28 protein-coding genes and 3 pseudogenes are annotated in these 20,412 nt (G+C 69.7%); 18 read left to right on the top strand and 13 right to left on the bottom strand.

Going from position 1 to position 20,412, the window contains the following annotated elements; translation table 11 throughout:
- Nucleotides 1-443 precede the first annotated feature (443 nt).
- The 3 genes from E1294_RS24485 to E1294_RS24475 all read left to right on the top strand — a co-directional run bounded on the left by E1294_RS24485 (nucleotide 444) and on the right by E1294_RS24475 (nucleotide 2,634).
- Nucleotides 444-1,862 (top strand): hypothetical protein, encoded by a 1,419-nt coding sequence (locus E1294_RS24485; protein WP_132511885.1) that lies wholly within the window; start codon nucleotides 444-446, stop codon nucleotides 1,860-1,862.
- Nucleotides 1,863-1,960: 98 nt separating this feature from the next.
- Nucleotides 1,961-2,164, top strand: a complete 204-nt coding sequence (locus E1294_RS24480) for a hypothetical protein (protein WP_132511883.1) — start codon at nucleotides 1,961-1,963, stop codon at nucleotides 2,162-2,164.
- Entirely contained in the window at nucleotides 2,161-2,634 is a 474-nt protein-coding gene (locus E1294_RS24475) for a hypothetical protein (RefSeq protein ID WP_132511881.1), read from the top strand. The genes E1294_RS24480 and E1294_RS24475 overlap by 4 nt, the downstream gene beginning before the upstream one ends.
- Nucleotides 2,635-2,771: 137 nt before the next feature.
- Here the strand turns inward: E1294_RS24475 and E1294_RS24470 are convergent, their stop codons facing one another.
- Nucleotides 2,772-3,182, bottom strand: coding sequence for a TIR domain-containing protein (locus E1294_RS24470; RefSeq protein ID WP_132511879.1), 411 nt, complete (start codon nucleotides 3,180-3,182; stop codon nucleotides 2,772-2,774).
- Nucleotides 3,183-3,682: 500 nt separating this feature from the next.
- Between E1294_RS24470 and E1294_RS24465 the strand changes: the two genes are divergently transcribed.
- Complete coding sequence (locus tag E1294_RS24465) at nucleotides 3,683-4,195, top strand: P-loop nucleotide/nucleoside kinase family protein (RefSeq protein WP_246083240.1); 513 nt, start codon at nucleotides 3,683-3,685, stop codon at nucleotides 4,193-4,195.
- A gap of 10 nt (nucleotides 4,196-4,205) precedes the next feature.
- Here the strand turns inward: E1294_RS24465 and E1294_RS24460 are convergent, their stop codons facing one another.
- Nucleotides 4,206-5,171 carry a helix-turn-helix transcriptional regulator gene (locus E1294_RS24460; RefSeq protein ID WP_132511875.1) on the bottom strand — a complete coding sequence of 322 codons (966 nt, stop codon included), beginning with the start codon at nucleotides 5,169-5,171 and terminating at the stop codon, nucleotides 4,206-4,208.
- A gap of 59 nt (nucleotides 5,172-5,230) precedes the next feature.
- Here E1294_RS24460 and E1294_RS24455 point away from each other — a divergent pair, with 59 nt between their 5' ends.
- From E1294_RS24455 to E1294_RS24425, 6 genes and pseudogenes are all read left to right on the top strand, one after another.
- A complete protein-coding gene (locus tag E1294_RS24455) occupies nucleotides 5,231-5,629 on the top strand; it encodes a VOC family protein (protein WP_246083239.1) in 399 nt (132 codons plus the stop codon).
- 71 nt (nucleotides 5,630-5,700) lie between these two features.
- Nucleotides 5,701-5,805: pseudogene (locus E1294_RS24450) on the top strand (IS481 family transposase); the annotation flags it as partial.
- Nucleotides 5,806-5,918: 113 nt separating this feature from the next.
- Nucleotides 5,919-6,200, top strand: a pseudogene (locus E1294_RS56005) (helix-turn-helix domain-containing protein); the annotation flags it as partial.
- Nucleotides 6,201-6,315: 115 nt separating this feature from the next.
- Nucleotides 6,316-6,762, top strand: a complete 447-nt coding sequence (locus E1294_RS54715) for a COG4705 family protein (RefSeq protein WP_132511900.1) — start codon at nucleotides 6,316-6,318, stop codon at nucleotides 6,760-6,762.
- A 440-nt stretch (nucleotides 6,763-7,202) separates the two neighbouring features.
- Nucleotides 7,203-8,768, top strand: a complete 1,566-nt coding sequence (locus E1294_RS24430; protein ID WP_246083238.1) for a serine hydrolase domain-containing protein — start codon at nucleotides 7,203-7,205, stop codon at nucleotides 8,766-8,768.
- Between the two features lie 130 nt (nucleotides 8,769-8,898).
- Nucleotides 8,899-9,681 carry a MerR family transcriptional regulator gene (locus tag E1294_RS24425; RefSeq protein WP_132511871.1) on the top strand — a complete coding sequence of 261 codons (783 nt, stop codon included), beginning with the start codon at nucleotides 8,899-8,901 and terminating at the stop codon, nucleotides 9,679-9,681.
- A gap of 496 nt (nucleotides 9,682-10,177) precedes the next feature.
- On the opposite strand, the gene E1294_RS24420 is transcribed toward E1294_RS24425, so the two are convergent.
- Nucleotides 10,178-10,396 carry a hypothetical protein gene (locus tag E1294_RS24420; RefSeq protein ID WP_165977454.1) on the bottom strand — a complete coding sequence of 73 codons (219 nt, stop codon included), beginning with the start codon at nucleotides 10,394-10,396 and terminating at the stop codon, nucleotides 10,178-10,180.
- Nucleotides 10,397-10,525: 129 nt separating this feature from the next.
- Nucleotides 10,526-10,657: a hypothetical protein gene (locus E1294_RS57290; RefSeq protein WP_281284490.1), complete on the bottom strand. Its 132-nt coding sequence runs from the start codon at nucleotides 10,655-10,657 to the stop codon at nucleotides 10,526-10,528.
- 302 nt (nucleotides 10,658-10,959) lie between these two features.
- Here E1294_RS57290 and E1294_RS24415 point away from each other — a divergent pair.
- Nucleotides 10,960-11,130: pseudogene (locus tag E1294_RS24415) on the top strand (IS256 family transposase); the annotation flags it as partial.
- A 193-nt stretch (nucleotides 11,131-11,323) separates the two neighbouring features.
- Here the strand turns inward: E1294_RS24415 and E1294_RS24410 are convergent.
- The 4 genes from E1294_RS24410 to E1294_RS24400 all read right to left on the bottom strand — a co-directional run bounded on the left by E1294_RS24410 (nucleotide 11,324) and on the right by E1294_RS24400 (nucleotide 14,225).
- A complete protein-coding gene (locus E1294_RS24410) occupies nucleotides 11,324-11,707 on the bottom strand; it encodes a Fur family transcriptional regulator (RefSeq protein WP_132511866.1) in 384 nt (127 codons plus the stop codon).
- A 31-nt stretch (nucleotides 11,708-11,738) separates the two neighbouring features.
- On the bottom strand, nucleotides 11,739-11,894 hold the full coding sequence (locus tag E1294_RS52895) for a hypothetical protein (protein WP_165977453.1): 156 nt from the start codon (nucleotides 11,892-11,894) through the stop codon (nucleotides 11,739-11,741).
- Complete coding sequence (locus tag E1294_RS24405; protein ID WP_132511864.1) at nucleotides 11,891-12,985, bottom strand: GTP-binding protein; 1,095 nt, start codon at nucleotides 12,983-12,985, stop codon at nucleotides 11,891-11,893. Before E1294_RS24405 ends, E1294_RS52895 begins: the two co-directional genes overlap by 4 nt.
- 103 nt (nucleotides 12,986-13,088) lie before the next feature.
- Entirely contained in the window at nucleotides 13,089-14,225 is a 1,137-nt protein-coding gene (locus E1294_RS24400) for a CobW family GTP-binding protein (protein WP_246083237.1), read from the bottom strand.
- A gap of 331 nt (nucleotides 14,226-14,556) precedes the next feature.
- On the opposite strand from E1294_RS24400, the gene E1294_RS24395 reads away from it, so the two are divergent.
- On the top strand, nucleotides 14,557-15,369 hold the full coding sequence (locus E1294_RS24395) for a class I SAM-dependent methyltransferase (RefSeq protein ID WP_132511862.1): 813 nt from the start codon (nucleotides 14,557-14,559) through the stop codon (nucleotides 15,367-15,369).
- Nucleotides 15,370-15,467: 98 nt separating this feature from the next.
- Here the strand turns inward: E1294_RS24395 and rpsR are convergent, their stop codons facing one another.
- The gene (gene rpsR / locus E1294_RS24390; RefSeq protein ID WP_132511860.1) at nucleotides 15,468-15,695 is read right to left on the bottom strand and encodes a 30S ribosomal protein S18; all 228 of its coding nucleotides are present in this window, start codon (nucleotides 15,693-15,695) and stop codon (nucleotides 15,468-15,470) included.
- A complete protein-coding gene (locus tag E1294_RS24385; RefSeq protein WP_132511858.1) occupies nucleotides 15,692-15,880 on the bottom strand; it encodes a hypothetical protein in 189 nt (62 codons plus the stop codon). The genes rpsR and E1294_RS24385 overlap by 4 nt, the downstream gene beginning before the upstream one ends.
- 186 nt (nucleotides 15,881-16,066) lie before the next feature.
- Between E1294_RS24385 and rpmG the strand changes: the two genes are divergently transcribed.
- The 6 genes from rpmG (at nucleotide 16,067) to E1294_RS24355 (ending at nucleotide 17,935) form a co-directional block, all read left to right on the top strand.
- Nucleotides 16,067-16,231: a 50S ribosomal protein L33 gene (gene rpmG, locus E1294_RS24380; protein WP_132511856.1), complete on the top strand. Its 165-nt coding sequence runs from the start codon at nucleotides 16,067-16,069 to the stop codon at nucleotides 16,229-16,231.
- Complete coding sequence (locus E1294_RS24375; RefSeq protein WP_132511854.1) at nucleotides 16,228-16,473, top strand: type B 50S ribosomal protein L31; 246 nt, start codon at nucleotides 16,228-16,230, stop codon at nucleotides 16,471-16,473. The genes rpmG and E1294_RS24375 overlap by 4 nt, the downstream gene beginning before the upstream one ends.
- Entirely contained in the window at nucleotides 16,473-16,709 is a 237-nt protein-coding gene (gene rpmB, locus E1294_RS24370) for a 50S ribosomal protein L28 (RefSeq protein ID WP_132511852.1), read from the top strand. Before E1294_RS24375 ends, rpmB begins: the two co-directional genes overlap by 1 nt.
- A complete protein-coding gene (gene rpsN / locus E1294_RS24365; protein WP_132511850.1) occupies nucleotides 16,709-17,008 on the top strand; it encodes a 30S ribosomal protein S14 in 300 nt (99 codons plus the stop codon). The genes rpmB and rpsN overlap by 1 nt, the downstream gene beginning before the upstream one ends.
- Before the next feature lie 2 nt (nucleotides 17,009-17,010).
- The gene (rpmF, locus tag E1294_RS24360; protein WP_132511848.1) at nucleotides 17,011-17,178 is read left to right on the top strand and encodes a 50S ribosomal protein L32; all 168 of its coding nucleotides are present in this window, start codon (nucleotides 17,011-17,013) and stop codon (nucleotides 17,176-17,178) included.
- Nucleotides 17,179-17,347: 169 nt separating this feature from the next.
- Complete coding sequence (locus tag E1294_RS24355; RefSeq protein ID WP_220447912.1) at nucleotides 17,348-17,935, top strand: pyridoxal-phosphate dependent enzyme; 588 nt, start codon at nucleotides 17,348-17,350, stop codon at nucleotides 17,933-17,935.
- Between the two features lie 196 nt (nucleotides 17,936-18,131).
- Here E1294_RS24355 and E1294_RS24350 read toward each other — a convergent pair whose 3' ends face one another.
- Genes E1294_RS24350 through E1294_RS56000 form a run of 3 tightly spaced genes read right to left on the bottom strand, consistent with a single transcriptional unit; the run spans nucleotide 18,132 to nucleotide 20,391 of the window.
- Nucleotides 18,132-19,022, bottom strand: a complete 891-nt coding sequence (locus E1294_RS24350) for an alpha-hydroxy acid oxidase (RefSeq protein WP_220447911.1) — start codon at nucleotides 19,020-19,022, stop codon at nucleotides 18,132-18,134.
- Nucleotides 18,944-20,179 (bottom strand): NAD(P)-binding domain-containing protein, encoded by a 1,236-nt coding sequence (locus E1294_RS24345; RefSeq protein ID WP_246083242.1) that lies wholly within the window; start codon nucleotides 20,177-20,179, stop codon nucleotides 18,944-18,946. The genes E1294_RS24350 and E1294_RS24345 overlap by 79 nt, the downstream gene beginning before the upstream one ends.
- On the bottom strand, nucleotides 20,122-20,391 hold the full coding sequence (locus tag E1294_RS56000) for a hypothetical protein (protein WP_246083243.1): 270 nt from the start codon (nucleotides 20,389-20,391) through the stop codon (nucleotides 20,122-20,124). The genes E1294_RS24345 and E1294_RS56000 overlap by 58 nt, the downstream gene beginning before the upstream one ends.
- Between the last annotated feature and the right edge of the window lie 21 nt (nucleotides 20,392-20,412).

Raw genomic sequence — 20,412 nt, 5'->3', positions numbered from 1 at the left:
GTCACCCACCGGCGTCCCGGCCCCGGCAAGGTCGTCAGCCCCCGCGACATCTGCCCCGACACCGGCCTGGCCCGCCTGTCCTACGGCCAAGCCCGCGCCCTGCTGGACGAGCACACCGCGCTCAACGGCCCCGGCACGGGGTTGGGACCTGCACGAATTCCGCCACTCGGCGCTGACCCACCTGGGCGAGGCGGGCACCAGCCTGCTGATGCTGATGGCCAAATCCCGGCACAAGAAACCGGAGAACCTGCGGCGCTACTTCAAGCCCTCACCGGACGCCACCGCCGAGATCACCAACCTGCTCGCCCCTCGAACTAGCAGCTGACCTGCCTCGACTTGCTCAACCAAGATCGCGTGCCCCGCGACTTCAGGACGTCCAGCGCCACCACTTGGATGCCTTCTTGAAGAGAAGCAGGCCCTCAGGTCCCAGTGCGGTCCACATCATGGTGAACACTCTCAAGTCCCTCTCGGCCGTGGGCGAGCACCTCAGTGCGGACCGGCTCTCGCTGGTGCCGTGGCCCTATCGAAGCACCCAACAGATCGCCGGGCTGACCCCACGGCGCGAGAACGGCACCCCGCGCATCCCCGAAGAGATCATGGGCCCGTTCCTGGCCGGAGCGGTGTCCTACCTGGAGAAAGCAGGCCCGGACATCCTGGCTGCCGCGCGCGAGATCAAACGCCTGGAGGCTCAGATCGCCGCTGGCCCGAAGGAGGGCCGCGGCGGCAGCGAATCCAAGATCCAGGAGTTCATCGCCCGGCGCCGGGCCGAAGGCCGAGGCATTCCCGCCCTACCAATCCAGCAGAACAAGGGCAGGCCAGGCGCTCCGGTGGTCGACGGCATCGTGCAGTGGCCGAACATGCAACTGATCGGCCTCCTGGCCGGTGTCCGCTCGACGAACCGCTACACGGAGATGGTCGTGAAGGTCGGACGCAGCATCGGCTTCGAAGTGGGTGGCGTTCCGACCACCCGGGCCCTCTGGCCGGCCTCGGGACGTCCGTGGCGGCCGGAGATGAGCCGCCACACCCTCGGGCTTGAGATGGGTTTCCTGCGGACCGCCTGCTGGATCATCATCGCCTACCTGTCCGGCATGCGCGACATCGAAGTACGGGAACTGAGCCGGGACTGCGCAGTCGTCGAGACCGCTGCGGAGGGCCGCCTCCGCTACAAGATCCACGGCCGGGTCTACAAGGACCGCCGGCTCTCCGGCGATGAGGAGGAATGGGTTGTCCTGGAAATCGTGCACCGGGCCGTCGACATGCTGCTGGAGATCAACGACGACTCCACCCACCTGTTCGGCTTCACCGCCAGGGACGGCGACCTCGGCCTGATGCGCGCGATCCCCCAGCGGCTCAACAGCTTCCGCGACCATCTCAACGAGCTCTTCAGCACGGACCAGGGCCCCTACATTCCGCTTCCAGCCGCCGACGCCGTCCCCGGCACCGAGGACCTGGACGAGGACACCGACCAGGCAAGCGAAGCCAGAGACGCGGCAGATGCCACGCCGATGGCCTGGGCGTTCGACACAAGGCAGTTCCGCCGCACCCGGGCCTGGCATATCGCCTTCCAGCCCTTTGGGATGGTCGCCGGCACCAGGCAGTACAAGCACGCCAGCTTCGCGGTATTCGAGGGCTATGCCGGTACCTCGGCATCGGGATTCGCCGACGAGGTCGCCGCTAACAAGGCCGTGGCCATGCTCGACTACGTTGAAGATCTCTACCACGACTGGAACGACGGGGGCGGTCCAGCGGAGGGGCTGCCAACCGCATCGAGGCGGAATTCGACCGCATCCGAGCCGAGTTGGGCGACCTGCCGGGGACGGTGGCCAGTCCCGAGCGGGTCCGGACGATGCTTCGGCATCTGACCCGCACTCTGCACCCTGGTGTCCTCAACGATTGCTTCCACCATGCCGAGACTGCAGTCTGCGAAAAGCGCTCACCCGGCTTGGGCCGTCCTCTGCCCATGCTGAACATGTGCCTGACCTGCCCGAACTCTCGCCGTTCGTCCGTCCATCTGCCCAGACTCCACCAGACCCGCGAGCAAGCCCTTCAGGAGTTCGGCGACACCACCGGCCTGCCGCCGCACCAGGCGACGGCGATCAGCGAGTTCGTCAGCACCCTCGACACGCTGATCGACGAGCTCGCCGAGACGGGAGCTGCCCGGTGACCAGCACACCCAGGACGGCTCAGACCGTATTCGCCCAACTCACCCGCGACCGGGACCTGGCCGACATCGACCGGGAGATCATGAGGGCCTTCGAACGGCTGCTGGACGGCCGCCCCGAGATCACCGACGGCTCGCTGAAAGTGGTGAACATCGCCGCCGAGGCCGGGGTGTCCCGGGCCTCCTACTACCGCTCCCCGGTCGCGGCGGCCATCAAGGAGATCCTGGAGGCCCCGGATCTCAAGCGCCCAGAGGTCGACGACCTCAAGGCCGAGGTCACCACGCTCAGGAAGGAGATGCGCGAGTTGCGCCGCGAGAAGGCTGAAGAGGTGCGCGAGCTGAAGGACATGGTGGCCACCTACGCCAACCAGATCCAGGTCCTCGCTCTTCGCAACGTCGAACTGGAGGCCGACTCGGAAGCACTTCGAGCGCACATCGCTGGCACTCCGGGCAACGTCAGCCCGCTGCGATAACTCGCCCGCATTCGCCGCTCTGGATGATCAATTCCAGGGATGCCTGCGGAGGGTGTGGGGTGGGCGGCGGCCGAAGCCACCGCGAGACGGTCAGGCGGCGGGCTGCCGGCCCTGGTTGTCGAGGTGGCAGCGGGCGGTCAGGCGTCAGGGTGGACTTCGGGGTGCGTGAACCGCACGGGCTTGCCCAGCGACCGGGCGTAGGCGATTTCGGCTCGGGTGCTGTCTCCGATGTAGTCGCCGACTACGAGCACCTCATCAGCGAGCCGGATCTTCGCCCGGTGCAGATCGTCGAGTCGAACCTTCAGCGCCTCGGCCTCGACAGGATCGGACCAAAGTTCGTGCGGCGACTTCATGTCACAGCCCGGTTTGACGACAACCTTTCCGGCTTTGGTCTCCCGCAGATCGGCCTCGGTCATCTCGGTCATGAAGCGGGTGGAGCCGCAGATCACGACGATACGCGGGAGGCTCAACAGCTTCTTCGCGTCGGCGAGCTTCTCCTCGGGGGTGAGCAGTTGCGGGTATGACACTGGTTCCTCCTGGTGGTGCAAGGGGTGCCTGCGGAGACGAGAACGAGGGTGTCCAAGATCGTTTTTGTGTACAGCGGGCAGCACCGCCAGCCGACCAGTGACGGAGTCCGTTATGCCCGCTGAACAGTACGAACGCTGGTTCCGGTGCTGACAGCCTCGCACAGAACGGATATCCGTCCCTGGCAGGGTCGGCTGCCGACTCCGCCGACGCTGTCGGCTACGGTGAAGGCATGTGCTGCCCCATGACTACCCGGACCGCCGCTTAGCGGCGGTACCCGAGGTTGCTGTAACCGCGGCCTCATTGCTGCCCCCTGCCGGGGCCAGTGCCAAGACGTACCGCCGGATCAGTGTCCTGCCGGCAGCCACTCGCTTATTTCTGTGCTGCCGGGCCATCCTGCCTGATCAGGGGAGTCATGTCTCAGCCGCAGCGTTTCCATTCACAGTACGAAAACCCATTCCCATGCCCGAATGCAGCCGGGCCCCTCGTCACGCAGGACCCGCGTGTCGCCACCCTGTTCCTGATGGTCGGGCTCCCCGGAGCCGGGAAAACCACCCGGGCCAAAGAGCTCGCCGCAACGCACCGGGCGCTGCGGCTGACCCCAGATCACTGGATGATCCCGCTGTTTGGCGATTCGATGGCCGACGGCAAGCGTTGGGTGCTCGAAGGGCGGCTCATCTCGGTCGCTCTGCAGGCGCTGCGGCTGGGGACCAGCGTCGTGCTCGACTATGGGCTGTGGGGCCGCGATGAACGGTCGGCACTGCGCTGGCTGGCACGGTCGGCCGGGGCAGCATGCCAGGTGGTCTACGTGCCCGTGGACAAGGACGTCCAGCTCGCCCGCATCGCGCATCGTCAGGCGACGACACCGCATCAGACGTTTCCGATGAGCGAGGCCGACGTAGACCAATGGCGGGAGCAGTTCCAGGTGCCTGACGGCGCCGAACTCGATGGCGGCGAGATTCCCAGCCCGCCGGCGGGCTGGCCGGGCTGGTCGGAGTGGGCGGTAGACCACTGGCCCTCGTGCACCGACAGCTAGGTGTTGCGGGTCAGGACGTTGGTGACGGCGCATAGTGGTGGGCAAGATTGGTGGCGAGGTCGCGGAGGTGAGCCCTGGCTTCGGTGGGGCCGTGCACAGTGATGGCGCTCCCGAACGGCAGTAGTGCTCGCACGTCCTCCAGATGCAGGAAGCGGATCGTCACCTTGCGGCCGGTGGCGGATTCTTCATGGTCGTCCGGGACGAGTCGTAGGCCAAAGATCCGTTGCGCTCGCTCGATCTGGGTCTGGTCGATGGTGGCGCTGACCTCTATCGCGTGGTTGTGCTCCCACTGATCAATGAGCGCTGCAGCGACGGTGGCCAGGGTCTGGCTCTCGCGGATCCGTCGTGGCTGGTCGACTTCTTTCCACGTCGTGATCCGTTCGAGTCGGTACATCCGTGGCCCTCGGGCACAGTCGGCGACGAGGTACCAGATGCCAGCCTTGGCGAACAGCCCGTAGGGATCCACGACCAGGTCGCGCGGGCATGACTCGCGTGGGCTGTCGTACTCGATCCGTAGCCGGCGACCTCGCCGCACTGCGCCGATCAGCGAAGCCGGAGTCGTGCCGGAAACTCGTGTCTGACGCCAGGGACGGCTGTCCACGTGCACCACGTCGGTGAGCGGCAGGAGCTCATGAACTCGGCGTGGCTGTGCAGCGGCGATCTTGGCGAGCGCGCGCCGGCTTTCGACCGATGCGTTGAGCTCCGCACGTTGCTTCTCGTCCAGCCCGGTGAGCGACAGATGATCCCGCTCGCCCAGTGTGAGTCGCGTGAGGTCGAGCCCGGACCCGGGCAGCATGGTCACGCCTCCGAGGCGGCCCCGGTGTGCGGTCACCGGCAGACCGGCGTCGCGGAGCCAGTTCAGGTCCCGGTTGATGGTTCGAAGGGACACCCCGAGCGCTGAGGCGAGTTCCTGTGTGGTCACGGCATCCCTCGATTCGAGGAGCAGCATCAGGGTGAAGAAGCGGTCTGGGGTCACACACCGATTTTTTCAGGAATTGCGACACGATGCGGCGCATATCCCGGTCAGGCTGGTGGATGCGTACCTACGACCTGGGAGAAGGAACAACCATGACCACATCCGTCGTGTCCATCGTCTACGTGAACGACGCTCCCGCCGCAGCTCGTTTCTACGGCGACCTCCTCGGCATGAGCCCCTCGTTCGAGACTCCGGGATACATCACCTTCGACCTCGGGCCGGGCGCTGACCTCGCTGTGTGGTCTGGCCAGTTCGAGGATCTGTCACCGGACGTCCCGCGCACCAGTGAGGTGTGCCTGGCCATCGGCGGTGGACCCGACGAGCTCAACGCGATCTTTGAGCAGTGGAATTCCAAGGGGGTCACGATCCTGCGCGAGCCTCATGATGCGGGGTTCGGGCTGACCTTCCTCGCAGCCGATCCTGACGGGAACCGTATCCGCGTCGCACCGCGGGGCTGAAAGGCCGCAATGCGGCAGGCGCGCACGATAGGTGTCGCGCCTGCCGTCGTCTGACTTCGAGAGGACGACGAGTGCCCCGCGCGAATGCGCCCCTGAGCGTCGAGGGCCGTAGGCGGCTCGTGAAGCGGTGCCAGACACGTCCCATCGCCCACGTCGCCGCTGAGATGGGCATTTCTTGGCCCTGAGGTCGTTCAGCGGCCCCTCAATATTGGCCACGGCCCCACTCAGTTGAAGGGCGGCGCGTGACGTCTCGAAGCGGCCCCACGCCCGCTCGCCTGCGCGTACGACCCTGACCTGGGGCCACCGCAGACCGTCATCGAACGTCTGTCGGCGCCAGCGATGGCCAATTCGATGGGGCCGATTGTCGGCGTCGAAGCCAATCTCTCGCGCATGCGCCAGCAAGTGGGTAAATCGCTGGCGGCTACAGGGTGATGCGGGATTGCAAGACCGGCCGTCGAGTCCGCACCGGAGTCCGAACGCGACTCCAGCATGGGTCATCGAGCAGATCGAGTCCTGGCGCCGCGAGCAGTGGTCCGCGCAACGGATCACTGACGAACTTGTGAGTATCGGCGCACGGTGGACCCGACCTGCAGATGGGTTGGGTCCACCGAAGCTTCTGGCGCAGGGCAGCTGGCTCGCCAGCCAATCACTGAGGCACAGAACACTGGGACACATGTTCCGCTTGCATAACATGTAGCCCAAGTCGTCGAGCCGGGCTGACCTTCGCGATCCGCGACATCGACACCTTCCGCGGCGAAGCCCTCTTCTGGTCGGCGATCCTCGTCTCCAACACGCTCGGCACCTCCCTGGGCGACTTCCTCTCCGACAGCTCAGGCCTCGGCTACGGCGGAGGCGTGGTACTCATCACCGCCCTGCTCGCGCTGCTCCTCGCCCTCAAATACGTCCCCGCCGTGCCCAACGTGCTGCTGTTCTGGCTCGCCTTCGTCCTAACCCGACCCTTCGGCGCCACCGCCGGTGACCTCCTCACCAAGCCGACCGCCAAAGGCGGCCTCGACCTCGGAACCGTCGGCTCCTCCGCTGTCCTGCTCACCGTCCTGTTCGGCCTCATGGGATGGGCCCACCTCCAAGAACGCCGCAACAACCCCGCACACCACACGCCGGCCACTGCATGATCCCGATGGTGCGGGGCTGGAATTCCGCGCCGGTCTCACTGCCGGGCCGCTGTTCCGGGCCAGCATCAACGGCCGCGGCGGACCGCTGTCCTATGACGCCGCTCACCACTGCTGGCAGAGCTACTGCGCCGCCTCCCGTGTCGAGATCGACATCCACCAGCTGCACCGGAGACCACCGATATGAGACGGCATCGCCGCAGGTCGGCCCTTCGCCAGCGCAGCACGGGGACCGTCTCGGTGAGCGTTCGCCTTACGGAACACCACCGGACCTCCCGAGCGAGAGGCCCGGCGGGGGACGGCGTCCTGCTCCCGAGGTTGTCTCAGACCCCAATGCAGCTGTGAGCTAGATCACGGTTGAGGTTGACCTCGGGTCAGGGTGGAAGCTCGGCGCAGCGGCGCGACGCCGACCCGGACCCAACACCTTCGAAGGGCAGACCACCATGACGATCACCCTTTCCGACCAGGACAAGAGCATCCTGCGGATTGCCGCGTACGGCGCCGTGTCGCTGGTGGCCGCCGCCGGCGCCGCCGGCAAGCCTCACAAGATCGCCACCTCCGGCAGCATCGCGCTGGGGTCGGCCACCGGCCTGATCGGGCATGTGCTCGCCGACTACACCGAGGGCAAGGACCTGACCGGCACGTCCGTGGCCGAGATCGCCGACCGCGTGCTGCCGGCCCTGACCGCGGCCATGAACCTCCTGGAGCAGCAGGATCCGGCCGAGGCCGACAACTTCCGCAGCACCGTCCTCGTCGCTGTCGAGACCGCCCAGACGCACCAGGGCCGGCCGAGCCCCGTCACGGCCGAGATGGCCCTCAAGATCACCCAAGCCCTCGACGTCGCCAGGGTGGCCGTCGCGGACAGCGGGGTCGTGCCGGCAGCCGCGGCCGGGCAGGATCGCCCGGAGCTGCGGAAGGCGATCGAGGAGATCGTCGATTCCGGTTTCCTCGGGATGTCGCTGCGCGTGCGCGATGAGCGGGGCGAGTGGGCCGGCGGCGCCGGGGTGGCCGAGCTGGGCGGGACCGCGAAGCCGCCGGTCAACGGGCATGCCCGGATCGGCAGCAACACCAAGACCTTCACCGCGACCCTGGTGCTGCAACTGGTGGCCGAGGGCAAGATCGAGCTGGACACCCCGGCGGCCGGCTACCTGCCCGAGTTCGGGCTGAACGAGCGGATCACGGTGCGGATGCTGTTGCAGCACACCAGCGGGCTGTTCAACTTCACCGGCGACGACGGCGGCGACGGGACGATGGTGCCGGGGATCCCCGTGCCCTACGGCACCACGGCCAAAGAGTGGGTGGACAACCGGTTCCGCACCTACCGGCCCGAGGAGCTGGTACGGCTGGCGCTGTCCAAGCCGGCCCGGTTCGCGCCGGGGACGGGCTGGAGCTATTCCAACACCAACTACGTGCTGGCCCGGCTGCTGATCGAGAAGGTCACCGGCCGCTCGCTGGCCGAGGAGATGCAGGAGCGGATCCTGGGGCCGCTCGGGCTGTCGGGCACGGTGGTGCCGGACGCCTCGCCGGAGATCCCCGAGCCGCACGCACACTTCTACCACCGCTACGAGGAAGACGGCGAGCAGAAGACGATCGACATCACCCGCCACAACCCCTCCTGGGTCTCCACCGGCGGTGACATGATCTCGACCAGCCAGGACCTGGCCACGTTCATCTCCGCGCTGCTAGGCGGCAGGCTCCTGCCGGCCCCACTGCTGGCCGAGATGTGCACCCCGCACCCCACGGGCATCCCGAACATGGACTACGGGCTGGGAGTGTTCGTCCAGAAAACCGACTGCGGCGGCACCGTCATCACCCACAACGGCGGCCTGGCCGGCTCCGCGGGGATGATGTGCAGCACGCCCGGCGGCGGCAAGACCCTGACCGCCGTACTGAACTGGGTGGACGACGTCGACCTGTCCGTGGCGTCAGCGTTCCAGAACGCCCAGCGAAGGCTCGTCAACGAGGTGTTCGGCGGCGAGCAGGCCGATCCGGCTCAGCCGGCGGACTGAACCCTGTGACCCGTACGCCTCGAAAGGCGACCCCTGCCGGTCGTGCATCAAGGAGAACGCGAACCGGGGCCACCTGCTCGGCTGTGGTCTGCCCGGTCGCCGAGCTCGCGCACAAGGCAGGATTGTGCCGATGAACGGAGTCACGATCGGGCAGGCGGCGGCCTTCGTCGGCGTCACCGTGAAGACGGTGCGGCACTACCACAAGCTCGGCCTGGTGAAGGAGCCGGAACGCGACAGCTCCGGCTACCGCAGGTACGGATCGGCCGAGCTGTTGCGGCTGGTGCAGGTCCGGACGCTGGCCGCCGCCGGGGTGCCGCTGGCCGAAGTCGGGCCCCTGCTCGACGCCGACCCCGCGCTGTTCGCCGCCGCGCTCACCGGCGTCGAGCGGCAGCTCACCGAACGGATCGAGGAGCTGATCGCGCGCCGTGACATGCTGCACCGGCTCGCCGACGGAGACCGGGCCCTGCTGCCCGACCGCGCCGTGGCGCTGCTGCAGCGGCTGTCCGGCTTCGGCTTCCCCGCGGACGAGGTGGCGGCCACCAGGGAGGGCTGGGTGCTGGCCAGAACCCTGGTCCCGGAGGGCTTCGACGACTACCTCACCCATGTCGAGCACGCCCTCGACGACCCCCGCTTCGTCGCGTTGATCAAGCGCGCCACCGAAGCCACGACCTGGGAGCCGGACGACCCGCGCATCGCCGACCTCGCCACCGCCATCGCCGACCACTTCCTCGCCAACCCCGCACACCTGAAGATCGTGACCGGCCTGCAAGCCCGCACCGACGCCGCGGCCCGGTACCACCTGATCGCCCACCACGGCGAAAAGCAGGGATCGGCCACTGCCCGGGGGGTCGCGCTCATCGAGGCCAAACTCCGCGCCGCGGGCATCCATACCCCCAGACCAGACACCCACTGACCGCGGCCGGTCCTGGGTCCTTCGGCCCGGGGACCGGCCGGGATCTGCCGGCGGACACCGCTGGAGCGGCTCGTGCCGCGCTGGATGCATCTCCTCAGCCATCCACGCGCCCTTCCAAGGAGCGGCCAAAAGGACAGAATCGCGCAGCCAGGCCGGGCACGATGGTCCTCGCTGATCGCCTCCCATGGTCGTGGTGCGCCTGGCCACGCTCGGCGCTGACGGAGCGAGCGGGCGGGTTCTTCAGCGCGGGAGGCCCGGTGTCCTGGTAACGGTCAGGTGAGGAGGCCGACCACCTGACTGGCTCGGCCTAGATGCGCATGGGCCCGCGCCCTCATCGTGGGTTCACCGACAACAAGACCTGAACGATTCCGCCTGGGCCCGTCCGCATCAACATGTCGGAGTGCGAGTCAGCAGGTCCCCAGTCGCCAACTTGCTCCGGAAGGCTGTCGGTGTTCAGGGTGAGTTGTCGATTTCCGCTGGGTCGGCGGATGTGGCGTCAGCCTGGGCCGCCGCCGAGGCTGACCTCATTGCCGCGCGTGTCCCTGTACGTCACCTTGGTCACGCCACCGTCGTACGTCTCGCGCTTCGCGGGCCCGATGCCTCGCCGAGCGACCTGGGCGACCCGTTCGTCAAGATCGTCGACGAACGACAGCACCAGGGCGTTCCCCGCCCGTGCGGGATCCTGCACGATGTAGACGTACCGGTTCTCGGCCACCTCCGACGCCGCCTCGATGTCGTTCGGCAGAAACGAGGGCGGCCCAACACGATCGTCTTCGCAGGCTCCGCCGTCGCCCTCGCCGCCGTCTCCTTCTGACCACCCCACAGAGAACCGCTCAAGACCTACTCATTGCCGGTTCGGGCGGACCTCTGCTGGGCTGGGCGGCGACAGCGCGGTCGAGACTCGGCAGACGGCGACCCGGCCGCTGGAGAACACCTCCATCAGTTCGGCGATGGTGTGGTCGCCGGTGGCGTGCATCCGTACGAGTTCAGCTTGCCGGCGTGTGGTGGGCTTGGCTGATCATCCTTCGAGTTTGCCGCGGGAGCGGGCGATGGCCATGCCCTCACGGGAGCGCATCTCGAGCAGGTCGGCCTCGAACATGTTCGCCACCCAGTCGCAGGTCGCCGGCTACTTGCTGGAACGCGCGCCCGCGGCCGGAGTGCCGCCGCTTTCGTCGCTGGGGACGAGGTCCATGGCGGACACAAGCTGCGCACCCGCATCCGCGCCCTGGACCTGGTCTATGTGCTGGCCGTCCGCTCCAGCACCACGGTAAGCACTCACTGCCGCCGTGGTGTCGCAAGTCGCCCAAGGTGTCCGAGGTGCTGCCGCTGCTCTACCTGCACGGCCTGTCATCGGGGGACTTCGTGCCCGCGCTGGAGCAGTTCCCCGGTTCGGCGGCCGGGCTGTCGGCGGCGACCGTGATCCGGCTGACCAGGCAGTGGCAGGACGACCACGGACATCGATCACGACAATGACAATGGCTATCGTTTCGCATCTCCTCTGAGAGAGGCACAGCCATGCAGTTACGCATCGGCGTCGCGCTCACCGCGCTCACGCTCGCCCTGGCCGGGCCGGCCCCTGCCTCGGCCGGCAGCCTCCATCACCGGGTCGTCCTGTCAAGGCCGGTGCGGCCGGCGGAAAGTGCTAGCGCTCCGCGCAGGCGGCGCAGATCCCGTAGACCTCTTCGGCCCTGAAGCCGTCCACGAGGTCCTTCTCCTCCCGTTCCGCCACCAGCCCGCAGACGCGGCAGACGAGATGGTGGTGCTCGGCGGAGCCGCACAGCCGGTACACGGCCTCTCCCGCGTGGGTGAAGGCGTGGACCAGCCCCGCCTCCGTCATCGAGGCGAGAGCGCGATAAACGGTGGTGAGCCCAGTCCTCTCACCGCGGTCCTGCAACTCGGCGTGGACACGCTGCGCGGAGACGGGCAGCCGATGTGCGGCCAGGGCATCGAGCACGAGCAGCCGCTGGTTGGTCGCCCGGATGCCCACCGCCGCCAGTATCGGCTCCCATCGCTCCGTGTCGGCCATGCTCCTCTACTCCCCGGCGGACGGGCTCGTCTCAGACGGGCGCTTCGGTGACGCACCACAGCCCGGGACCGGCTGGGCCGGTGGCACCGGCGCGCAGGCCGTGGCCGGAAAGCTCGGACATGAGCCTGTCCTGGCCGACGGCCCACCAGGCGTGCTCGGCGGCGGAGCGCTCGTACGGGTCCTTCATCTCTCCTCCAGATTCACTACGGGGGCGAACGGATCGTCGTAGCGGGCCCATGCCGCGGCGCCCGGCAGGACGTCGCCCTGGTCGATGAGGCAGGAGTCGAGCAGGGCGCAGAGGCGGTCGCGGTCGATGTCGGGTCCGGTGAAGACCAGGTGCTGGACACGGTCACCGATGATCGGATTCCAGTCCAGGGCGGCTGCGGTCCGGCGGGCCGGGGAGACCAGCTCCCAGGCGGCCTCCGGCAGCGCCGCCAGCCACGGCCCGGCGTCCTCCACCGAGGCGGCTCCGGCCACGGCGTCCCAGGCCAGCATGCGTTCGTGCCGGCTGGCCAGCCAGAACCGGCCACGGGAGCGGACTGTGGTGCTGACGAGCTCGTCCATGGCGGCGAACAGGCGGCCGGGGTGCAGCGGGCGCAGCCGGCGCCAGACGACGGTGGTGACCTCGCCGGTCTGAGCATCGCCCGGCAGCTGGGCGGTGGCCGGGTCGAGGCGTTCGGCCAGCTCGTATACGTCCAGCGCGGGACCGGCGACGTCGGGAGTGGCGACGACGGGCGTGTGCGGGCTCAGGTGGCCGAGGACGGCTGCCGCCAGCTCGGCGTCCTCGGCGTCGCCGCCGTGCAGGGACAAGCTGGCGGCGTACTCGATCTGGCGGGCCAGCACCTCGGCCAGGTGGCGCTGGTCGCCGGGCAGCGCGGCCTGGGGCGTGTCAGCCAGCCGGTCGCCGCGGCAAAGGTCCACCGGCAGGTGCTCGGCGTCCAGCGCCGTGTGCACACAGGTCAGCTGGAACCGGCTGATACGGGCCAGGGTCTCTGCCAGCGGGCGTGGCTCGATCGAGTCCCAGAGGTCGATGATCAGCAGCGGTGCGCCGGGGGTGTGGCGGAGAACGTCGTCGCGGATGGTGCAGGTGGCGCAGCCGTGCAGAAGCTTCACCTCGGTACGGTCCAGGATGCCGGAGGCGTCACGGACCACGCGCTCCACCCGGCCCGCGGCGAAGGCGTGATGGATCGCGACCGCGCCCGGACGGCGGTGCAGGAGCTGATCGACCGCGGCGGTCCTGGCGTCGCTGTAGAGGCCCGCGACCAGGGCGAGGTTCATGCGCCGGGCCGGGAGGCGCAGAGCGGCGGGGCGGTGTCCTGGTAGCCGGTCCGGTCGACGTCCGGGAGCGGGCCGGGCTGCTTGCGCGGGGCGCGGCGGGTCTTCACGCGGTCTCCTTGAGGGTGAGGATGGGTGCGAACGGGTCGTCGAGGTGGGCGCCCGGACCGGCTGCTTCCTCCTCGGAGGTGAGCAGGCAGGAGTCGAGCAGGGCGTGGAAGCGGGCCGGATCGAGGTCGGGGCCGGTGAAGACCAGGTGCTGGGCGCGGTCGCCACGCTCGCCGTCCCAGTCGAGGGCCGCGGCCGCGCGGCGGGCGGGGGAGACCAGCTCCCAGGCGGCCTCGGGCAGCGCGGCCAGCCAGGGGCCGGTGTCCTCGACCGAGACGATGCCGGCGACGGCGTCCCAGGCCAGCAGGCGGTCGGGGCAGGTGGCCAACCAGAAGCGGCCGCGGGAGCGTACGGACTCAGTGACCAGCTCGTCCACGGCCTCGAAGAGGCGGGCCGGATGCAGCGGGCGGCGGCTCTGCCAGACGGTCGTGACGATCTCCTCGGTCCGGCCGTCGCCGGGTAGCTGGGCGGTGGCCGGGTCCACGCGGTCGGCCAGGTCGCCGGCGCACACCCGAGCGCCGGTGACCGGGGGCAGGGCGTCGATCCGGTGAACCGGAGTGAAGGGGGCGAGGTGGGCGAGCACGCGCCGCGACAGCTCGTGGTCGTCCTCGTCGCCGCCGTGCAGCACCAGGGCGGTCGCGTATTCGAGTTGCCGGGCCAAGACCTCGGCCAAGTAGCGCTGGTCGCCGGCGGCCGCGCGCTTGCCGACCGTGCTGAGGCGCTCGCCGCAGGTGATGTCATCGGGCAGGGCCGCGGCGTCGAGCGCGGTCAGGACGCCGGTGAGCCGCAGCACGTCACTGGCCTCGTCGCAGTTGAGGGCCTCGGCCACCGAACGGGGCTCCACCGAGTCCCACAGATCCACGATCAGCGGCGCAGCGCCTGGCGCGAGCCTGACGAGCTGGGGGAGCAGGTCCTCGCGCACGGTGCAGGTGACGCAGCCGTGCGCGAGCCGCACCTCGGCCGTTTCGAGCAGGCCCGTCGCGTTGCGGACGCTCCGGCGGACGCGGTCGTGTCCGATCTCCGTCAGGTCGTGGTGAACGGCGACCGAGCCGCGATGGCCGGCGAGCAGCCGTTCGACGGCAACGGTACGGGCCGCGGCGTGCAGGCCCCCGACGAGGACGACTGGGGTTGGCACGAAGCCTCCAGATGCTGGAATGAAAATCGTTGTCGTTATCATGACATACGACCACCCACGGAAAGGAACAGATTTGGCTAGAAATGAGGCGCACTCCGTGATCGAGCTCTGGCCCGCGGCGGGCACGGCGTCACCGACGAGCACGTCTTCATCACCGGAAGGAAGACCGGAGACGCCAACTGATGGAATCTCGTGAATCCCGCCCGCCGCTGCCCGACGGCGACCTGTCCTTCCTCGCGGCACCGGACGAACTCGCCGACTGGCGGCCGGTGCTGGCCTACGAGGCCGCCGCCGAGGCCGGGGTCCTGGCGGCATACCCGGCCGGGCCGAGGTGCTTGCCGGGCGATGCGAGCTCGACCCCGCCGCGCTGCGTGCCGTGCTCGGGAAGCTCACTGTCTGGGAGGTGCTCGCCGAGGACGCGGACGGTACGTACCGCCCCGGCCCGCGCTTCCCCGTCCCACCCGGGGACGCCGTGCTCCTGCGGCACGCGGCCACCATCAGGCGCTGGGCGCTGCTGCTCGGCCCGCGCCTGCGTGACCGGACCGCCCTGCCGGAGGGACTGCCTGCCCGGCCGGCACCGCCGTCCCGTGCCGAACCGGACCTGCTCGCCATCAACGCCCGCCGGCTCACCGCGCCGATGGTCGACGTCTGCCTGCGGCACTTCCCCGAGGCCCGGAGGGTGCTCGACCTCGGCGGCGGGCACGGGGAGCACGCACGTGAGTTCGCGCGCCGCGGCCTGCGGGCGACCATGCAGGACCTCCCCGAACTGATCGGGATCGCCGAGGAACGCGGCCGGTTGAAGGCGGCCGGCGTCGAGCTCTTCGCCGGCGACCTGCGGACCACGTTGCCGCCCGGCCCCTTCGACCTCGTGTTGTGCGCGGCCGTCACCAACATGTTCGACGCGGTGGTGAACCGCGACCTCTACCGCCGGCTGCGTATGCTCATCGCCCCCGGCGGCGGCTTGGCGCTCGTCACCTACATGCGCGGCCGGGACGAGGTCACCGCCAGCTTCGGCCTCCAGATGTTGGTGTGGACCGACGGCGGCCGCCCGTACCTCCACGCTTCCGTGAGCCGTGGGCTGGAGCAAGGGTCCACCCCGGTAATGCCGAGGGCGCCAATCTGCCGAGGACCGGAAACATGCTGACGGCCTACGAGGCTGCGGTTGTGCGGGGGTTCCCGGGCGGTGCCCAGCAGGGGCCGACGATAAAGGCGGCGGCGATGGCGGTGAGGCTGCCGGCACGGTCATGCGCTGGGGCGGGAGGCGTAGGGGAGCAGGGCCATCTCGCGGGCGGTCTTGATGGCCCTGGCGATCTGACGCTGCTGCTGCACGGTGACTCCGGTGACGCGGCGGCTGCGGATCTTGCCGCGGTCGGAGATGAACTTGCGCAGCAGCGCGGTGTCCTTGTAGTCGATGCGGTCGACGTTCAGCAGCGGGGTGGGCTTCTTGCGCGGGGCGCGGCGGGTCTTCACGCGGTCTCCTTGATGGTGAGGATGGGGTCGAAGGGGTCGTCATAGCAGGCCCAGGTGTCCGGGCCGACCGCTTCCTCCTCCTCGGTGAGCAGGCACGAGTCGAGCACGGCGGTGAGCCGCAGGATCTCGTCGCAGTCGGTGGCCTCGGCGGCCGATCGTGGCTTGACGACGTCCCACCGGTTCACGACCAGCGGCGTCGCGACGGGCGCCAGTCTGACGAACGAGGGAGGGTTCTCGCGTGTTCGAGGGTGCGGGCCGTGGCGTGCGGGCTCGCGACGAGGACGACGGGGGCGGCCAACGAACCTCCGGTTGCTGCGATGATAATCGTTTTCGTTATCATGGCACAGCTCAGCAAGTAGAAAGGAACCCCTTTGACTAGAAACGAGGTGCGACCCGTGATCAAACTCAGGTCCACGGCCGGCACCGGCTACACCTACGTGACCAGGAAGAATCGGCGGAACACCCCCGACCGGCTCGCCCTCCGCAAGTACGACCCCGCCATCCGCCGGCACGTGCTGTTCAGGGAGGAACGATGAAGAAGGGCATCCACCCCGACTACCGCCCGGTCGTCTTCCGCGACCCGGGTGCGGACTTCGCGTTCCTCACCCGCTCGACGATCGGCAGCGACAAGACCATCGAGTGGACCGACGGCAAGACGTACCCGGTGGTGGACGTCGACGTGTCCTCGGCGAGCCACCCGTTCTACACCGGCCGCAACCGCGTCCTGGACACCGCCGGCCGCGTCGAGCGGTTCAACCAGCGCTACGGAAGGACCTGATGTCCGCGCACTGCCAGCTCACCGGCGTCAAGCCGGTCTTCGGCAACTACGTCTCGCATTCGCACCGCCGCACCCGGCGCCGCTGGAACCCCAACATCCAGCAGCGCCGCTACTGGCTGCCGAGCGAGGACCGCTTCGTCAAGCTCACGGTCAGCACCCGCGCGATCAAGACCATCGACAAGATCGGCGTCGAGGCGGCCGTCGTGCGGATCCGCGCCAGGGGAGAGAGGGTCTGATGGCCAGGAAGAGCAAGATCGCCGCCAACGAGCGGCGCAAGGCCGTCGTCGCCCGTTACGCCGAACGGCGTGCCGAGCTGAAGGAGACCATCCGCACCGGCACCCCGCAGGAGCGGGCCGACGCCGTGCGGGAGCTGGCCCGCCAGCCGCGCGACGCCAGCGCCACCCGGGTGCGCAACCGCGACTCCGTCGACGGCCGCCCCCGCGGGCATCTGACCAAGTTCGGGCTTTCCCGCGTGCGATTCCGCGAGATGGCGCACCGCGGCGAACTGCCCGGCATCACGAAGGCGAGCTGGTAGCCATGGCCGTGCCCAAGCGCAAGACCTCGCGCAGCAACACCCGGCACCGCCGCAGCCAGTGGAAGGCCGCCGTCCCGGACCTCGTCCCGATCACCGGCAACGGGCGGGAGCTGCTCGTCCCGCGCCGTCTCGTCCGCGCCTACCAGCGCGGGCTGATCACGGCCAGATGAGGTGACCCGGCCGCAGGGGCGATCGGCAGGGCGCGTAGGCCCGTCGCCCCTGCGGCCGGCACGTGCGGACACCACGCGAACGCGCGGCAGGGGCCAGAAGGCCGCGTCCGGCGGGCAGCAGCGCCGGCCCGATCGGCACGCAGCCCGCAGCGGCGCCCGGCGGTGACCGATGAGCACCGCCACGGAACGGCCCGTGCGGGACCGCGGTCGGCGTCTCCCGGGCGGCCGAGCTGGCATCGAGCGGCTGGCGATGCCGACCAACGGCAACGCCGGCGCCGCCGGGGCGCTGTACGGCGCCCGTGCAGGGCTGGCCGCCACGGTCGTCATGCCGGTGGACGCGCCGGAGATCACCCGGCGCGAGTGCGTGGCGTCGGGCACGGACCTGCACCTGGTGGACGGCCTGATCAGCGACGCGGGGCGGATGGTCGGTGAATGGGCCGCGGCCTCGGGCGGCCGGGTCTTCGACACCTCGACCCTCAAGGAGCCGTACCGCATTGAGGGCAAGAAGACGATGGGCATCGAGATCGCCGAGCAGCTCGGCTGGCGCACACCCGACGTGATCCGCTACCCGACCGGCGGCAAGGTGGGCCTGATCGGCATCCACAAGGCGCTGAACGATGGGCTGGATCGAGGGCCCGCCGCCTCGGCTGGTCGCCGTCCAGGCCGAGGGCTGCGCGCCGATCGTACGCGCGTTCGAGCGGGCGCGAGGGAGAGCCGGCGCTGGGACGGCCCTGGAGGGGGCGTTCGTCTGTCCTGAGAGTGCGGCGGCCTTCGCCGCGGCCCGCAAGCTGCGCGCGTCCGGGTGGTTCGGCCGGGACGAGCAGGCCGTGGTGCTGAACACCGGTGCCGGCCTGCAGTATCCGGGCACCATTCCTGTGGACGCGCCGGTCCTGGGCGTGGACGCGCACCTGGTCTGACATAGAGGAGAACGGCTCCTGACCGCGCCGCAGCGCTCACGCGGGCTCGCGGGCGGCGTGATCATGCCCTGCGCCAGGCCGATGTTGATGAAGATGAGGATCATCAGGCCGCGGGCGTTCATGAGCGCCCCCACCGCGTACGACTCCCGCCAGCCGGACGGCGAGCCGGGCGTCGGCGGGGTGCGTGACGCCCTTGAGCACGATCGGCAGCGAGGTCATCTCCCTGAGTCGGCCGAGGTGCTCCCACGACAGCTCCGGCCACATGACGATCGGCCGCACCCGGTCGCCGACGCGCAGGTTCTCGCAGCGCAGGTGCCCGGGCAGGTCGTGGAAACCGTGACGCAGCTCCCGCTCGCGCAGCCCGAGCGCGGGCGAGTCCACGGTGACGACCAGCGCCGTGCATCCGGCCGCCTCCGCGCGGCGCACGAGCGTCTCGGTGAAGGCCAGGTCAGGCTGGATGTAGAGCTGGAACCAGGGCTCCGCCCCTGGCGCCGCCGCCGCGACGTCCTCGACGGCGACGGCGGCCGCCATGCTGACGATCATGATCGTCTCGGCGGCGGCCGCCGCCCGCGCGGTGGCCCGCTCGCCCTCGGGGTCGGCGAGCCGGTGGAACGCGGTCGGCGCCACCAGGACGGGCACGGCCGCGCGGCTGCCCAGCAGGGTCACGCCCGTCTCCAGCTTCCCCGCGCCGCGCAGTACTTTCGGCAGCAGGGAGAGCCGCCCGAACGCCGCCTCGTTGGCCCGCACGGTGACCTCGTCACCGGCGCCGCCGGCGAAATAGTCGTAGTGCGCGGGTTCGAGGCGCTCGCGGGCCGCGGCCTCGATGTCGCGCAGGGACCGGCCCTTTATCAGGCGGTGACCGGAGAGGCGGTCCGGCGGGCGAAGAAGGCCCGGAGCGGCTCGACGTGGACCTCCGGCGAGGTCCACTCGTTCTCCAGGTTCTCCGTGATGTGATGGGCGACGGGCGGCTCCCCGGGAACGTGGTGCCGCACGACGGGGTGCAGGTAGTGGCCCTCGTGGGCGCGGGCCGAGTCGTTCTGGCCGATGCGGCCGACCTCGATGTCGAAGGGGTCGATCCTGTCGTGGTCGGGGCCGTACTCGAGGGTGATCGAGAAGTGGCCGCGGTCGCCGATCGGCGGGCCCTGCAGGTCGTACGGCACCTCCTCCAGGTAGCGGGCGCCACTGGAGCGGATACCGTCGCCGTCGAGCACGATGACGTCGGCCAGCGTCGCGAACTGCTGCCACAGCGCCGACGTGCGGTTGACCCGCTCGATCACCGCCGCCGCGAGCGCCGCCGGGTCGGCGGGCAGTTCCCTGGCGGGCCACGGCACGGCGTGGTGACGAGACTCCATGACGCGGTGCAGCGCGCGCACGCCGTACCGGAAGCCGTGGATGAAGCCGCTGGTGCCCCGCTTGAAGTCGCGCGACTGGGACAGCGTGCCGGCGACGTACAGGCCCGGCACGTTGACCGACTCGTACGCGGGCGTCAGCGCCGGGAACCTGTCGTCGATCACCAGTTGGGGGCGGCACTCGTCGGCGAAGATCGAGGCGTCGAAGCGGAACCCGGTGCAGACGATCACCCGGTCGTACGGGATGTCCTTGGTGACCTCGTTGACCCGGGCGAAGGACACGGTCACCAGGTAGGTGCCGTCCGCCTGCCGCTCGATCCGCTTGACGTCGCCGTCGAGCACGGCGTTCTGGGACTTGAGCTGGTAGGTGTCGAGGAAGTTGTTGTTGACCGCGCGCAGGCGGCCGACGAAGTGGGTGCGCCAGGCCATGCGTACGGGATGCGGCCCCGCGACGTGGATCACCGCGGCCGTCTCCATCAGGTTGTCGGCCGTCTCGAACGCCGAGTTGCCCTTGCCGATGATGAGCACCCGCTGGTTCAGGTAGCCGGACGGGTCGGTGGGGGCGGCGCCGTACGTCTCGGCCGCCTCGATGCCCGGAACGGGCGGGATGTTGGGCAGGGACACGCCGGTCGCGACGATCACTCGCCTGGCCGCGTACGTGCGGCCCGACGCGTCGCTCACCCGGAAGCCGCCGTCCTGGCGGCCGACGCGGACCACCCGGGAGTCGTAGGCGATCCGCAGCCCGCACGCATGGGCGAAGTCCTCGAGATAGCGCGCTCGATCGCGTACGGGAACAGCGGCCGCCCGTCGTCCTCCGGGATCACCGCGGTGCCGCCGCCCAGCAGGCACGGCGCCAGGAACTCCATCACCACCAGGCTCGCCAGCGTGCCGGACAGCAGGTAGCGCGCGAAGCCCCTGGCGAAGGCCCTCGCCAGGGGCGACCACACGCGCGGCTGCCAGGCCCAGTG

Origin of the sequence: Nonomuraea diastatica (assembly GCF_004349015.1) — a bacterium.
Lineage (GTDB): Bacteria > Actinomycetota > Actinomycetes > Streptosporangiales > Streptosporangiaceae > Nonomuraea > Nonomuraea diastatica.
This window is presented reverse-complemented; position numbering and strand designations above follow the sequence as displayed.